General features: G+C 61.1%; 13 protein-coding genes. 12 read left to right on the forward strand and 1 reads right to left on the reverse strand.

The window, feature by feature from the left end:
* Positions 1-73: 73 nt before the first annotated feature.
* From CD932_RS04285 to CD932_RS04330, 10 genes are all read left to right on the forward strand, one after another.
* Positions 74-1,525 (forward strand): flagellin, encoded by a 1,452-nt coding sequence (locus tag CD932_RS04285; protein ID WP_094441543.1) that lies wholly within the window; start codon positions 74-76, stop codon positions 1,523-1,525.
* Between the two features lie 333 nt (positions 1,526-1,858).
* Positions 1,859-3,304, forward strand: coding sequence for a flagellin (locus tag CD932_RS04290; RefSeq protein WP_094441544.1), 1,446 nt, complete (start codon positions 1,859-1,861; stop codon positions 3,302-3,304).
* A gap of 325 nt (positions 3,305-3,629) precedes the next feature.
* On the forward strand, positions 3,630-5,075 hold the full coding sequence (locus CD932_RS04295; RefSeq protein ID WP_094441545.1) for a flagellin: 1,446 nt from the start codon (positions 3,630-3,632) through the stop codon (positions 5,073-5,075).
* A gap of 93 nt (positions 5,076-5,168) precedes the next feature.
* Complete coding sequence (locus CD932_RS04300) at positions 5,169-5,537, forward strand: flagellar protein FlaG (RefSeq protein WP_094441546.1); 369 nt, start codon at positions 5,169-5,171, stop codon at positions 5,535-5,537.
* A gap of 119 nt (positions 5,538-5,656) precedes the next feature.
* Positions 5,657-7,654, forward strand: coding sequence for a flagellar filament capping protein FliD (fliD, locus tag CD932_RS04305; protein ID WP_141213179.1), 1,998 nt, complete (start codon positions 5,657-5,659; stop codon positions 7,652-7,654).
* A gap of 30 nt (positions 7,655-7,684) precedes the next feature.
* A complete protein-coding gene (gene fliS / locus CD932_RS04310) occupies positions 7,685-8,140 on the forward strand; it encodes a flagellar export chaperone FliS (protein ID WP_094441548.1) in 456 nt (151 codons plus the stop codon).
* A 1-nt stretch (position 8,141) separates the two neighbouring features.
* Entirely contained in the window at positions 8,142-8,468 is a 327-nt protein-coding gene (locus tag CD932_RS04315; protein ID WP_094441549.1) for a flagellar protein FliT, read from the forward strand.
* A gap of 17 nt (positions 8,469-8,485) precedes the next feature.
* On the forward strand, positions 8,486-9,634 hold the full coding sequence (locus tag CD932_RS04320) for a flagellar hook-length control protein FliK (protein ID WP_094441550.1): 1,149 nt from the start codon (positions 8,486-8,488) through the stop codon (positions 9,632-9,634).
* On the forward strand, positions 9,627-9,956 hold the full coding sequence (locus CD932_RS04325; protein WP_094441551.1) for an EscU/YscU/HrcU family type III secretion system export apparatus switch protein: 330 nt from the start codon (positions 9,627-9,629) through the stop codon (positions 9,954-9,956). Before CD932_RS04320 ends, CD932_RS04325 begins: the two co-directional genes overlap by 8 nt.
* Positions 9,957-9,991: 35 nt before the next feature.
* Positions 9,992-10,741, forward strand: coding sequence for a flagellar brake protein (locus tag CD932_RS04330; protein ID WP_094441552.1), 750 nt, complete (start codon positions 9,992-9,994; stop codon positions 10,739-10,741).
* Between the two features lie 8 nt (positions 10,742-10,749).
* Here CD932_RS04330 and fliE read toward each other — a convergent pair whose 3' ends face one another.
* A complete protein-coding gene (fliE, locus tag CD932_RS04335) occupies positions 10,750-11,091 on the reverse strand; it encodes a flagellar hook-basal body complex protein FliE (protein ID WP_094441553.1) in 342 nt (113 codons plus the stop codon).
* 266 nt (positions 11,092-11,357) lie between these two features.
* Here fliE and fliF point away from each other — a divergent pair, with 266 nt between their 5' ends.
* A complete protein-coding gene (fliF, locus tag CD932_RS04340; protein WP_094441554.1) occupies positions 11,358-13,076 on the forward strand; it encodes a flagellar basal-body MS-ring/collar protein FliF in 1,719 nt (572 codons plus the stop codon).
* Entirely contained in the window at positions 13,069-14,067 is a 999-nt protein-coding gene (gene fliG, locus CD932_RS04345) for a flagellar motor switch protein FliG (RefSeq protein ID WP_094441555.1), read from the forward strand. The genes fliF and fliG overlap by 8 nt, the downstream gene beginning before the upstream one ends.
* Positions 14,068-14,084 lie beyond the last annotated feature (17 nt).

Consider the following 14,084-nt stretch of genomic DNA (forward strand, 5'->3'; position numbering starts at 1 on the left):
TGCCCCAGAGCGCGGGGGCAGACCAAGGTGAGCAGGCACAGAGCCAAAACCCAGAGTAATCGGGAGCTTCAAAATGGCCGCAGTTATCAATACCAATATCGCATCGCTCAATTCGCAACGCAATCTGGGCGCATCCCAAGCCGCACTGTCCACCTCCCTGCAACGCCTGTCGTCCGGTCTGCGCATCAACAGCGCAAAAGACGACGCCGCAGGGCTGGCGATCTCCGAGCGTTTCACTTCGCAAATCCGCGGTCTCGATCAAGCCCGCCGCAACGCCAACGATGGCGTGTCGCTGCTGCAAACGGCGGAAGGTTCCCTGCAATCGACTGGCAATATCCTGCAACGGGTGCGTGAGCTGTCGGTCCAGTCGGCGAACGCCACCAACTCGGCAGGCGACCGTAAAGCGATTCAACAGGAAGTTGGCCAACTGTTGTCGGAAGCGGACCGTATTTCGCAAACCTCGGAATTCAATGGCTTGAAATTGCTCGATGGCTCTTTTGGCTCGGCCACCTTCCAGGTGGGCGCCAACGCCGGCCAAACCATCCAGGCCACCACCGCCAATTTCCGTACCAGTAACTACGGCAACAATGAAGCGGCCACCACGGCGCCCGCCACCGTCACCACCGGCACTGCCTACACGGCGGGCTCCTTCGACATTCAGGGCCTACAATCGGCGACCATCAGCGTCGCGGCGACCGACAGCGCGCAGACGCTGGCCACCAACATCAATGGCGCAGCCGAAAAAACCGGCGTGACGGCCACGGCAAAAACCGAAGAATCGGCCACCTTTGTTGCCGGCGGCGTGTATTCGCTGGCCGTCACCTCCGACAATGCCACGGCTGCCAACGTGACCTTCACCGTGGGCAATCCGCTCAATGCAAGCACCCTGGCCGCCTCTGTCAGCGCGTTCAACGATGTCTCGGCCTCGACCGGCGTGACCGCCAAGCTGAACAGCAGCAACAATGGCCTGATCCTGACCAATACCGCCGGCAACAATATCACGCTGAAAAACAACAGCACCGCCGCCGCCTCCACCGTCGTCGCAGCATCCATCAATGCCGCCGGTACGGTCGGTACGACAGCGACGATCGGCACTGGCGAAACGGCCAAGACCATGGGCTATATTTCGATGAATTCCGACAAGGGTTTTTCAATCGGCAACGTCACCAGCACCAATGCCGTCACAGCGGTCGGTGCCACGCTGAACCCCGTGTCGAGCATCGATGTATCGACCACCAAGGGCGCCAACGATGCACTGAAGATACTCGATTCGGCGCTGGCCGCTGTCAACAACCAGCGCGCCACCTTCGGCGCCTTGCAGTCGCGCTTTGAAACGGCGGTCACCAGCCTGGAATCGACGTCGGAAAACCTGTCGGCTTCACGCTCACGCATCCAGGACACGGACTTTGCGGCGGAAACAGCCAAGCTGACGCGCGGCCAGATCCTGCAACAGGCCGGCACCGCCATGCTGGCCCAGGCCAACTCGCTGCCAAACGGCGTGCTGTCGCTGTTGCGCGGTAATTAATCTCCCATACCACGGCGCCGCGCTGGCGCCTGATACAACCATGCCATCCCCGGCCGGAGTGATCCGCGCCGGGTTTTTTTTGATAAAAAAATAATAAAATATATTTCTTCTATTTAATTATTTTCGACCCTAAAGTTTATGCAAATCGTGTCGCTTAAACGCCCTCAGCCATGACAACTTGAGAGTGATAGACAAAAATACAGTGGCCTACTTTACTCAATATTCCATCGCGTATTCCGTTAATGAATATAACTGCGGTGTGAGTGTCCCGGAACGGAGGGGCAGGCCAAGGCAACAGGCATCTAGCCAAAACATATAGCAAGGAGCTTCAAAATGGCCTCAGTCATCAATACCAATACCGCGTCACTGAATGCACAACGCAACCTGAGCACGTCGCAGTCCGCCCTGTCCACCTCATTGCAACGCCTGTCCTCGGGTTTGCGCATCAATAGCGCAAAAGACGATGCTGCGGGCCTGGCGATTTCCGAGCGCTTCACGTCGCAAATCCGCGGCCTCGATCAAGCCAAGCGCAATGCCAACGACGGCGTATCGCTGCTGCAGACGGCCGAGGGTTCGCTGAAATCGACGGGCGACATTCTGCAACGTGTACGCGAACTGTCAGTACAGTCGTCGAACGCCACCAACTCGGCAGGCGACCGCAAGGCCATCCAGGCCGAGGTCGGCCAGTTGCTGTCGGAAGCCGACCGCATCTCGCAAACGTCGGAGTTCAACGGCCTGAAATTGCTCGACGGTTCGTTCGGCTCGGCATCGTTCCAGGTGGGCGCCAACGCCGGCCAGACCATCCAGGCCACGACCGCCAACTTCCGTACCAATAACTATGGCAACAACCCGTCGTCCGCTGCGCCACCTGCTAACGTCACGACGGGAACTGCTTACTCGACCGGCACCTTCGATATCCAGGGCCTGAAAACGGCTTCGGTCTCGGTGGCAACCACTGACACCGCGCAAACGCTGGCGGCCAGCATCAACGCCAAGACCGCCGACACGGGCGTGACGGCAACGGCCAAAACCGAAGAATCAGTCAAGTTTACGGCCGGCGCCGTCTATTCGCTGGCGGTCACCTCCGACAACACCACCGCCTCGAACGTGACCTTCACGGTGGGCGCAACTAACGCATCGGGCCTGGCCTCGGCAGTGAGCGCCTTCAACGATGTGTCCTCCACCACCGGTGTGATGGCCAAGCTGAACGACGCCAAAGACGGCCTGGTGCTGACTAATGTTGCCGGCAACAACATTACGCTGAAAAACAATAGCGCAACGGCGTCATTCACGTCTGCATCGATCGGCGCCGATGGCACCGCGACCGCTGCCCTCACGGTCGCGACCACAAATACGGCTGCGTCGATGGGCTATATTTCGATGAACTCCGACAAGGGCTTCTCGATCGGCAACGATACGGGCGCAGGCAAGAGTGGTGTCGCCGCCGGCGCCGCCACCCTGAACGCGGTGTCGAGCATCGACGTGTCGACCGTCAGTGGTTCAAACGATGCGCTGAAGATTCTCGATTCCGCGCTGGCCAGTGTCAACAGCCAGCGCGCTTCCTTCGGTGCCTTGCAGTCGCGCTTTGAAACGGCTGTCAGCAACCTGGAATCGACCTCGGAAAACCTGTCGGCTTCGCGTAGCCGCATCCAGGATACCGACTTCGCGTCGGAAACGGCCAAACTGACGCGCGGCCAGATCCTGCAACAGGCTGGTACCGCGATGCTGGCCCAGGCCAACTCGCTGCCTAACGGCGTGCTGTCCCTGCTGCGCGGCTAAGTTCCTTCAAAAGCACCTTTATGGCGCAATACGCCATCCCCGGCCGGAGTGATCCGCGCCGGGGATTTTTTTGATAAAAAAATAATAAAATATATTTCTTCTATTTAATTATTTTCAGCCCTAAAGTTTATGAAAATCATGTCGCTTAAACGCCCTCAGCCATGACAACTTGAGAGTGATAAAAAAAAATATAGGGGCCTTTCTTTACTAAACTTTACACATGGCTTTCCGTTAATGAAGATAACTGCGGTGTGAGTGTCCCGGAACGGAGGGGCAGACCAAGGTAACAGGCATCTAGCCAAAACATATAGCAAGGAGCTTCAAAATGGCCTCAGTCATCAATACCAATACCGCGTCACTGAATGCACAACGCAACCTGAGCACGTCGCAGTCCGCCCTGTCCACCTCATTGCAACGCCTGTCCTCGGGTTTGCGCATCAATAGCGCAAAAGACGATGCTGCGGGCCTGGCGATTTCCGAGCGCTTCACGTCGCAAATCCGCGGCCTCGATCAAGCCAAGCGCAATGCCAACGACGGCGTATCGCTGCTGCAGACGGCCGAGGGTTCGCTGAAATCGACGGGCGACATTCTGCAACGTGTACGCGAACTGTCAGTACAGTCGTCGAACGCCACCAACTCGGCAGGCGACCGCAAGGCCATCCAGGCCGAGGTCGGCCAGTTGCTGTCGGAAGCCGACCGCATCTCGCAAACGTCGGAGTTCAACGGCCTGAAACTGCTCGACGGTTCGTTCGGCTCGGCATCGTTCCAGGTGGGCGCCAACGCCGGCCAGACGATCCAGGCCACGACCGCCAACTTCCGTACCAATAACTATGGCAACAACCAGTCGTCCGCTGCGCCACCTGCTAACGTCACGACGGGAACTGCTTACTCGACCGGCACCTTCGATATCCAGGGCCTGAAAACGGCTTCGGTCTCGGTGGCAACCACTGACACCGCGCAAACGCTGGCGGCCAGCATCAACGCCAAGACCGCCGACACGGGCGTGACGGCAACGGCCAAAACCGAAGAATCAGTCAAGTTTACGGCCGGCGCCGTCTATTCGCTGGCGGTCACCTCCGACAACACCACCGCCTCGAACGTGACCTTCACGGTGGGCGCAACTAACGCATCGGGCCTGGCCTCGGCAGTGAGCGCCTTCAACGATGTGTCCTCCACCACCGGTGTGATGGCCAAGCTGAACGACGCCAAAGACGGCCTGGTGCTGACTAATGTTGCCGGCAACAACATTACGCTGAAAAACAATAGCGCAACGGCGTCATTCACGTCTGCATCGATCGGCGCCGATGGCACCGCGACCGCTGCCCTCACGGTCGCGACCACAAATACGGCTGCGTCGATGGGCTATATTTCGATGAACTCCGACAAGGGCTTCTCGATCGGCAACGATACGGGCGCAGGCAAGAGTGGTGTCGCCGCCGGCGCCGCCAGCCTGAACGCGGTGTCGAGCATCGACGTGTCGACCGTCAAGGGGGCGAACGATGCGCTGAAGATTCTCGATTCCGCGCTGGCCAGTGTCAACAGCCAGCGCGCTTCCTTCGGTGCCTTGCAGTCGCGCTTTGAAACGGCCGTGAGCAACCTGGAATCGACCTCGGAAAACCTGTCGGCGTCGCGTAGCCGCATCCAGGATACCGACTTCGCGTCGGAAACGGCCAAGCTGACGCGCGGCCAGATCCTGCAACAGGCCGGTACCGCGATGCTGGCCCAGGCCAACTCGCTGCCTAACGGCGTGCTGTCGCTGCTGCGCGGTTAATCCCCGCCCCGTAGTACCGTAGCTTAGCCCTCCCCGGCCGATCAAGATACCGCATCTTGTTCCGCCGGGGAATTTCCGTTAAAGGACACGATCATGGATATCCAGGCAACAGGCGCCATGCCAGCCGCACCGCAGCAGCGCGCCGCGGTCACGCCAGGCAGTAGCAGCACCGCCGCCAGGCCGGCGGAGGCCAGCGCGCCGGACAGCAAGGCCAGCGGCAAGGAAGACGCACAGTTGGAACTGAAAGAGGTGAAGCAGGCCGTCAGCGACATCAACAAGGCAATGCAATTCATGTCGCGCCAGCTGGAGTTTTCAGTCGACACCGACAGCGAGCGCACCATCGTCAAGGTAATCGACCAGCAAACCGGCGAGGTGATCCGCCAGATGCCGACCAAGGAGGCGCTGGAAATCGGCAAGGCCCTGGAAAAAGCACAAGGTTTGCTGATCAAGCAAACGGCGTGAGCCGGCCCTGTGCCACCGCCTGGTGGCATAGGGCAAACAGCTGGCCAAATACCCCTCTAAAGTCTGGATGGAATATGCCGTTAACCAAGTATATTCATGCTTTCCCCTAGGAGGTTATTGTGGCTGTTGCATCCGTCAGTACTGGTGGCGTTCTCGACGTCAATGGCCTGGTCAGTCAATTGATGGCCGTGGAAAGCCGCCCCTTTGTTGCAATGCAGAACAAAGAGAAGGAAATTACCGCCCAAATCTCCGCCTTCGGCACCCTGAGCGGCGCCGTTGGCGCATTCCAGGGCACCGTCACCGCGCTGGCCGACTCCTCGAAATACAAGGTGGCCAACGCCAGCTCGTCCGATGCAACCGTGCTGACCGCCACCACCGGCAAGGATACCGTCAAGGGCAATTACAGCGTCAAAGTCGATCAACTGGCACAGGCGCAGACCATTTCCGCCGCCGGCCAGGCCAGCACCACCGCCCTGATCGGCTCGGGCGCCAGTACCGTGCTGACGTTCGACTTCGGCAGCATCAGCGGCGGCACCCTGGCCAATGGCAGCTATACCGGCGCCACCTTTAATCTCGACTCAACGCGCGTAGCGCGCACCGTCACCATCGACGGCAGCAACAATTCACTGCAAGGTATCCGCGACGCCATCAACAAGGCCGCCATCGGCGTGACCGCCAGCATCATTTCCGACGGTAGCGACAAGCCCAACCGCCTGGTGCTGACCTCGGACAAGAGCGGCGAAACGTCGAGCATGCGCGTATCCGTGGCCGGCGACCAGGACATCAGCAACTTGCTGGCCTACGCACCGAATGGCACGCAGAACATGGCACAAAGCAACGCTGGTCAAAATGCCAAGCTGACCGTCAACGGCGTGGCCATTACCAGCCAGACCAACAATGTCGACAATGCCGTGCCGGGCGTGACGATGACTATCATCAAGGCTGGCAACAGCAGCGTCGGCGTGCGCATGGACACCTCCGGCATCAACACGGCGCTGAGCAATTTCGTCAAGGCCTACAATGAGCTCAATACCACCGTCAACGGCCTGACCGCCGTCACGCCCGACCTGAAAAAGGGTGCGGCGCGCACCGGCGGTCCACTGATAGGCGATTCAACCACCAACAGCCTGCAGGCCAGCTTGCGCAAGCTGTTTGGCAGCAGCGTGCCTGGCCTGGACGGCAGCGTGACGAGCCTGAGCCAGTTGGGCGTCGCCTTCCAGAAAGACGGCACGCTGAAACTCGACACCGGCAAGCTGCAAACGGCGATCGACAAGAATTCGGACGACGTCATCAAGCTGCTGGCCACTTCCGGTTCGACCAGCGACAGCCTGGTCAGTTTTGTCAGTTCGACCAGCAATTCGACGGTCGGCACCAAGGGCATCTCGATCTCCAGGCTGGCCACGCAAGGCACCTTGGTCGGCAGCACGGCGGCCAACCTGACCATCACCGCCGGCGTCAACGATAATCTGTCGCTGACCATCAATGGTGTCAGCACCAAGGCGACCCTGGTGCCCGGCAGCTATACGGCCGACAGCCTGGTAAGCCACGTGCAGTCGCTGATCAATGGCGCCTCGGGCGTGACGGACGCCACGGCCGGCGTCAAGGTAACGCAGCAAAACGGCGTGTTCAGCATCGTGTCGAACAAATATGGCTCCTCGTCGAAGCTGGAAATTACCGGCAGCGGTGCCAACGACCTGTTCGGCACACCCACCATGACCACAGGAGAAGACGTGACCGGCACCATCGACGGCGCGGTGGCCGTCGGCAGCGGCCAGACACTGACCGGTTCGGCCGGTTCCGGCAGCGCCGGCATTGCCGTGCTGATCAACGGCGGACAGCTCGGTGACCGCGGCACGGTGAATATTTCCAAGGGCATCAGCGCCTTGTTTGCTACTATTACCGATAATTACCTCGGCACGGCAGGCCTGATCCAGAACAAGAGTACCGGTTTGAACAAGAGCATCGCCGATATTGCCAAGCAGCGCGATGCGCTCAACACCAGGCTGACCCTGACCGAGGCGCGGCTGCGCAGGCAATACAGTTCGCTCGACGTGACGCTCAGTTCGATGAACAGCACCAGCAATTTTTTGACTCAGCAACTAGCGAAGCTGTCCTAGAGTTAACGCATCTTTACCAGAGGAAAACGAATGTTTGGATCATCAAACAAGGGCGCGCAATCCTACGCCAAGGTCGGGCTTGAAACGGGCATCGGTGCCGCCTCTCCGCACAAGCTGATTGCCATGCTGTACGACGGTGCGCTGGTGGCGGTGCTGAGCGCGCAGATGCACATGAAAGCCGGCAATATCCCGGAGAAAGGCAAATCCATCTCGCGCGCCATGCAGCTGATCGACCATGGCCTGCGCGCCAGCCTGGACAAGAATGCGGGTGGCGAGATCGCTGAAAACCTCGATGCGCTCTACGAATACATGGGCGCGCGTTTGCTGACGGCCAACCTGAAGAACGACCTGGCCATCCTCGAGGAAGTGCAGCGCCTGCTGACCGACCTGCGCGACACCTGGAACGCCATCGGCACCCCAGGCGGCGTCAACCTGGCCAGCGGCGATGCGCCGGTGGCCCGCATGTCCAACTACGCGAGCGCCTGAGATGATGACCGATCAGCAGGTCCTCGCTACCTACGAAGCGATGCGGGCGCTGACGGCGCGCATGCTGGTGGCCGCCAGCCATGCCGAATGGGATGAACTGGAAATCCTGGAACGGCAGATCAGCGACCATGCACAGCGCCTGAAGGACAATGAAGAACAAGTCGTGCTGGAAAGCGCCGCTCGCCTGCGCAAGGTGACGCTGATCAGGCAGATGCTGGAAGACGACCGCAAGATCCGCGACCTGACCATGCCGTGGATGGCGCAATTGTCCAAGCTGATCAACAGCACCGGCACCGAACGGCGCCTGGCCAACGCCTATAGCGTCTGAGCGCAGGACCCGGCGCCATGCTGCCCAACACCATCGGCATGGCGTCGGTCGCGCCGCTCAAGGGCACGCGTCCCGGCGACGCCGTTGCCGAACCGCGCCAGGCCGAATTCCAGCGTTCCTTGCAAGGCATGGTCGGCAAATCGATGCCAGGCCAGGTGATGGCGCGCATGAGCGACGGCAGCTATCTGGTGCGCGTGGCCGGCACGCCGGCGCGCATGCAGCTGCCGGCCGGCGCGCAACTGGGCGCCGAGATTCCCTTGCTGCTGGTCGGCATCAATCCACGCCCCTCGTTCCAGATCGGCGCAGGCCAGGATCCCCGTGGCGGCGGCGCCATGCTGACCTATGCCGATGCGCAAGCCGAGCCCGAAGCGGCCGCCGCGCAAGGCGCCCAGGCCGGCATGCGGGCCGGCGGCGCGCAAGCGGCTCTGCTGGGAAAGGCGCCGCTCACCCCCGCCAATTTGCTGCCCGCCCTGAATGCCGACACGCCGGCCCCTGAACTGAGCAGCACCGCGCGCGCCATCAGCACCGTGCTGAGCCAGGCGGAAAGCGTGCCCGGCGCGCCGCTGTCGCTGGTCGGCAAGACCAGCCTGATGGCCACGCCGGGCACGGACCCGGCGCAAGTGGCGCAACAGCTGCGCGACGCCGTCGGCAACAGCGGCCTGTTCTATGAATCGCATGTGGCCGAATGGGCCGACGGCAAGCGCCCGCTGGCGTCCTTGCTGCTGGAACCGCAAATGCAGAAGACGCTGCAGGGCGAAGGCATGAAGAACGGCACCGACCTGGCGCAAGCGCAACTGATCAACCTGCAACTGCATACGCATGAACAGGCCAGGGTGCAATGGCAGGGCGAGGCCTGGCCCGGACAAAAAATGCAGTGGGATATCGCCAGGGACGCTCCCGAAGGCGGCCAGCACGGCGGCCAGGAAGAAGACGCCACCGCCTGGCGCAGCAGCGTGCGCTTCCAGTTTCCGCTGTTGGGCGACCTGTCGGCGCAGGTGGTATTGCAGGCAGGCAAAGTCCAGATCCAGATGCAGGCCGGCAGCGAAGCGAGCGCCGACACCTTGCGCCAGCATGCAGCGCTGCTCGAAGCGTCGATGGCGGCCTCGGGCTGGCCGCTGTCTTCCCTGACCATCGCCGGCAAGGCCATCGGGGACGGCCATGGTTGACGATGGCAAGCGCAAGATGGCGCAGACGGCCGTCGCGCTGGCCTACCAGAGCGGCGCAGCGGCGCCCAAGGTGGTGGCCAAGGGCAGCGGCTTGATCGCCGACAAGATCATCAGCACGGCGCGCGAGCATGGCGTGTTCGTGCACGAATCGAAGGAACTGGTGGCGCTGTTGATGGATATCGATCTGGACAGCCAGATTCCGCCCGGCCTGTATCGGGCGATTGCGGAACTGCTGGCCTGGTTATATCATATTGAATCTGCGAAAGGCGGACCGCTCCCGCCACCGCCCGATACCATCGCAGCCCTTCCCAACGCACTCTAGAACAATAAAGACAGGCATCAATGCAAGCACATAATATGGATTCCGGCCTCGAAAACTGGCATGACTTTGAAGTGGAATCACGGCGGGAAATCGTCGCCCTGCTGCGCAGCATCGGCGAAAAAAATCAGTTGATCCGCATGCAGGCGCACGGCGAAGCCGAGGTCTGCGTCACGTCCATCCTCGAGATCGACGCCGAACGCAACATGGTCATCCTCGACCGCCCGGTCGACACCGGCCAGAGCCGGCGCATGGCGGCCGCCAGCGATATCGCGTTTGAAACCTCGCTCGACAAAATCCGTATCATGTTTTCCAGTAATTCGCTGGAAGAATACATGCATGGCAGCACGCCAGCACTGAAAATGGCCGTTCCCGACACCCTGATCCGCTTGCAGCGCCGCGAGTATTACCGCATGAACACGCCGGTCAGCAATCCCGTGCGCGTGACCATCCCCATGGTCACCGACGAGGGCACGGCCAATAACATGCCATTCCCGCTGGCCGACATCAGCTGCGGCGGCATCGCCATCATGGACAACAAGCTGGTGCTGGGCGACACCATCGGCAAGAATTACCCGGGCTGCCGCATCGACCTGCCCGAGATCGGCATCGTCACCGTAACGTTGCAAATTCGCAACTCGCTGGACATGACCCTGCTCAACAACAAGCTGAACCGCCGCCTGGGCTGCCAGTTCATCGACCTGTCGCGCGGCACGCTGGCGCAGGTACAGCGCTACATTACGCGCCTGGAGCGGGAGCGCAATGCGCGCATTGCCGGGTTGGGCTGATCCCGGCTCTAGACTTGCATGTTCATAATCTCGTGGTAAGACGACACGAGTTTATTTCTCACCTGCACCGTCGCCTGGAACTCGATGCCGGCTTTTTGCGACGCCACCATCACGTCCGACAGGCTGACCTTATCGTCGCCCATGGTAAAACGCTTGCCCAGGTCGGCCGACGTCTGCTGCGCGCTGGCCACCGAATCGAGCGCGCCCTTGAGCGCGTCGGCGAAATTGACCTTGGCGGCGGGCGCCTCGGTCTGGATAGCCGGCACTTTCGCCTCCGGCCGCGTGGCCGCCGCCTTCAATTGCGAGATCATCGCCTCGATCCTGCTGCTATCGATACCACCTGTTTTCACTATGCCTCCCGATTCCTGTCTGTTGCCTCCAGGGCACAAAACCCTGGTCGGCAAGGCAGCGCCGGGTACAATCACTGCTACCGTACGTTGCCAGTGTTCCACAATACCAGCAGGAAAGCCAGCCGCTCAGCCGAGCAGGCGGCGAAACCGCCTTCTATTTGGACGATTGAAGCGCATGACGGGAGCGGATAATTCCCCTTATCGCCCCTCGTCCCGCAGGCGGCTGCTCCACCCACCCCACAATACCAGCGCCACGGAAGGCAATCATGGCTGTAGCGGAAGAGATCGAACTGAACCAACCCTCACCGGCGCCCGTCCCCGCGCGCACGCCGGTCGAATCCGTGCAGGCATTTGCCAAGACGCCGATGGGCAAGAACTTCCTGCGCGGCCTGGGCGTGGCGGCGCTGATCGCCATCGGCGTGGCGCTGTACATGTGGAACCAGCCGCCCGAATATAAAGTCCTGTTTTCCAATTTCACCGACCGCGACGGCGGCGCCATCACCGCCTCGCTGGACCAGTTGGGCATCAAGCACAAGTTTTCCGAAGGCGGCGGCGCCATCCTGGTGCCCTCCGAGCAGGTCCACGATGCGCGCCTGAAACTGGCCGCGCAAGGCTTGCCGAAAGGCGGCAACGTGGGTTTTGAATTAATGGAAAACCAGAAGCTGGGCGTATCGCAGTTCCTGGAACAAGTCAATTTCCAGCGCGCGCTCGAAGGCGAGCTGGCCAAGTCGATCGAATCGGTGGCGGCGGTCGACACGGCGCGCGTCCACCTGGCGCTGCCGAAACCGTCGGTGTTCGTACGCGACCAGCAAAAACCAACCGCCTCGGTGCTGCTGAACCTGCATCCGGGCCGTGGCCTGGACCAGCTGCAAGTGAGCGCCATCGTGCACCTGGTGGCCTCGAGCGTGCCGGAATTGCTGCCTATCAACGTGACCGTGGTCGACCAGGCCGGCAGCCTGCTGTCGAACCAGGAACGCGACAAGGACCGCGCCAACGGCATCAAGAGCCTGGACCCGAACCAGCTGAAATACGTGCAGCAACTGCAGCAAAGCGTGATCAAGCAGGTCGAATCGATTTTGCTGCCGATCGTCGGCGAAGGCAATGTGCGCGCCGAAGCGACGGCCGACGTGGATTTTTCGCAAAGCGAACAGGCGGCCGAAACCTACAAGCCAAACTCGCCGCCGGAAGCGTCGACCATCCGCAGCCAGCAGACGAGCGAGTCGAGCGGCGCCGGCAACGCCAATGCGTCGGGCGTGCCGGGCGCGCTGTCGAACCAGCCGCCGGGCGTGGCCACCGCGCCCCTGACGGCCGAAGCGCCGGGCGCGCCGGGCGCGGCAGCGGCGGCCTTGCCGTCGCAAAAGGAATCGACCACCAATTATGAAGTCGACAAGACCGTGCGCTACGAACAGAAATCGATGGGCGGCTTGCGCCGTTTGTCGGTGGCGGTGGTGGTCAACTACCGGCGCAATATCGCCGCCGACGGCAAGGTGACGGTCACGCCAATCTCCCCGGCTGAAATGGTGCAGATCAATAACCTCGTCAAGGAGGCGATGGGCTACAACAAGGACCGCGGCGACAGTTTCAGCGTGGCCAATTCGCCGTTCGACGGCATCGACCGCCTGCCCGAAAGCAAGCTCGAATGGTGGCGCGACCGGGCCAACCTGCCGCTGGCGAAGGAACTGGCGAAGTTTTTGATCACGGCCCTGATTTTGCTGTATCTGTTCATCAAGATCGTGCGCCCGATGCTGCGCCCGGTGATGCGCAAGATCGACGACTTCGGCGCACCGCCGCCGGCGATCGAGCCGGAACTGCCGAAGACCGGCGAGGAAAACGAAGTCCTGCTCAGCGAAGCGCAGCTGGAAGAACTGGAAGCGGACACGGCGCGCGGCTACCGCGAAAACCTGGCGATGGCCAGGAAGCTGGCGCAAGACGACCCACGCGTGGTGGCCAACGTAATCAAGGCATGGATAGGCAATAATGACTGAAACGACGGGATTGCAAAAAGCGGCCATTTTGATGCTGGCCCTGGGCGAGAGCGAAGCGGCCGAAGTGATGAAATTTCTCGGTCCGCGCGAAGTGCTGAAACTGGGCGCGGCGATGGCCACCATGAAGGGCATTGCCCACGAACAGGTGGTCGAAGTACTCGACGACTTCCGCGAGCAAACCGAGCTCAATTCCACCGTCGGCCTCGATTCGGACGAATATATCCGCCAGGTGCTGACCAAGGCGCTGGGCGACGACAAGGCTTCCGTCTTGCTGTCGCGCATTTTGGGCGGCAAGGATGCGTCCGGCATCGAATCGCTGAAATGGATGGATTCGCAATCCGTGTCCGAGCTGATCCGCAACGAACACCCGCAGATCATCGCCACCATCCTGGTGCACCTGGAGCGCGACCAGGCCTGCGAAATCCTCGGTCACTTCACCGACCGCCTGCGCAACGACGTGGTGCTGCGCATCGCCACCCTGGACGGCGTGCAGCCGGCCGCGCTGCGCGAACTGAACGACGTGCTGACCAAACTGCTGTCGGGCAATGAAAACATCAAGAAGTCGTCGCTGGGCGGCGTGCGCGCCGCCGCCGAGATCCTGAACTTCATGAGCGGCGAGCAGGAAGGCTCGGTGATGGACAATATCAAGAACTACGACAACGACATGGCGCAGAAGATCATGGACGAAATGTTCGTGTTCGACAACGTGATCGACATCGACGACCGCGGCATCCAGTTGCTGCTGCGCGAAGTACAGTCGGAAATGCTGATCATCGCCCTGAAAGGCGCCTCGCAGGAGCTGCGCGAGAAGATTTTCAAGAACATGTCGCAGCGCGCCGGCGAGATGATGCGCGAAGACCTGGACTCGAAAGGCCCCGTGCGGCTATCGGAAGTGGAGTCGCAGCAGAAGCAGATCCTGCAGATCGTGCGCCGCCTGGCGGACGAGGGACAGATCGTACTGGGCGGAAAAGGCGAGGATTCGTTTGTCTAATTTTATTCCCAAAGAGA

Origin of the sequence: Janthinobacterium sp. PC23-8 (assembly GCF_002250505.1) — a bacterium.
Classification (GTDB): Bacteria; Pseudomonadota; Gammaproteobacteria; order Burkholderiales; family Burkholderiaceae_D; genus Janthinobacterium.

Bases quoted from the DNA above. Each gene is read 5' to 3' on its own strand.
- CD932_RS04320 (WP_094441550.1), top strand. From the start codon at position 8,486: ATGCTGCCCAACACCATCGGCATGGCGTCGGTCGCGCCGCTCAAGGGC.
- CD932_RS04285 (WP_094441543.1), top strand. From the start codon at position 74: ATGGCCGCAGTTATCAATACCAATATCGCATCGCTCAATTCGCAACGC.
- CD932_RS04315 (WP_094441549.1), top strand. From the start codon at position 8,142: ATGATGACCGATCAGCAGGTCCTCGCTACCTACGAAGCGATGCGGGCG.
- fliG (WP_094441555.1), top strand. From the start codon at position 13,069: ATGACTGAAACGACGGGATTGCAAAAAGCGGCCATTTTGATGCTGGCC.
- CD932_RS04325 (WP_094441551.1), top strand. From the start codon at position 9,627: ATGGTTGACGATGGCAAGCGCAAGATGGCGCAGACGGCCGTCGCGCTG.
- fliF (WP_094441554.1), top strand. From the start codon at position 11,358: ATGGCTGTAGCGGAAGAGATCGAACTGAACCAACCCTCACCGGCGCCC.
- CD932_RS04290 (WP_094441544.1), top strand. From the start codon at position 1,859: ATGGCCTCAGTCATCAATACCAATACCGCGTCACTGAATGCACAACGC.
- CD932_RS04330 (WP_094441552.1), top strand. From the start codon at position 9,992: ATGGATTCCGGCCTCGAAAACTGGCATGACTTTGAAGTGGAATCACGG.
- fliS (WP_094441548.1), top strand. From the start codon at position 7,685: ATGTTTGGATCATCAAACAAGGGCGCGCAATCCTACGCCAAGGTCGGG.
- CD932_RS04300 (WP_094441546.1), top strand. From the start codon at position 5,169: ATGGATATCCAGGCAACAGGCGCCATGCCAGCCGCACCGCAGCAGCGC.
- CD932_RS04295 (WP_094441545.1), top strand. From the start codon at position 3,630: ATGGCCTCAGTCATCAATACCAATACCGCGTCACTGAATGCACAACGC.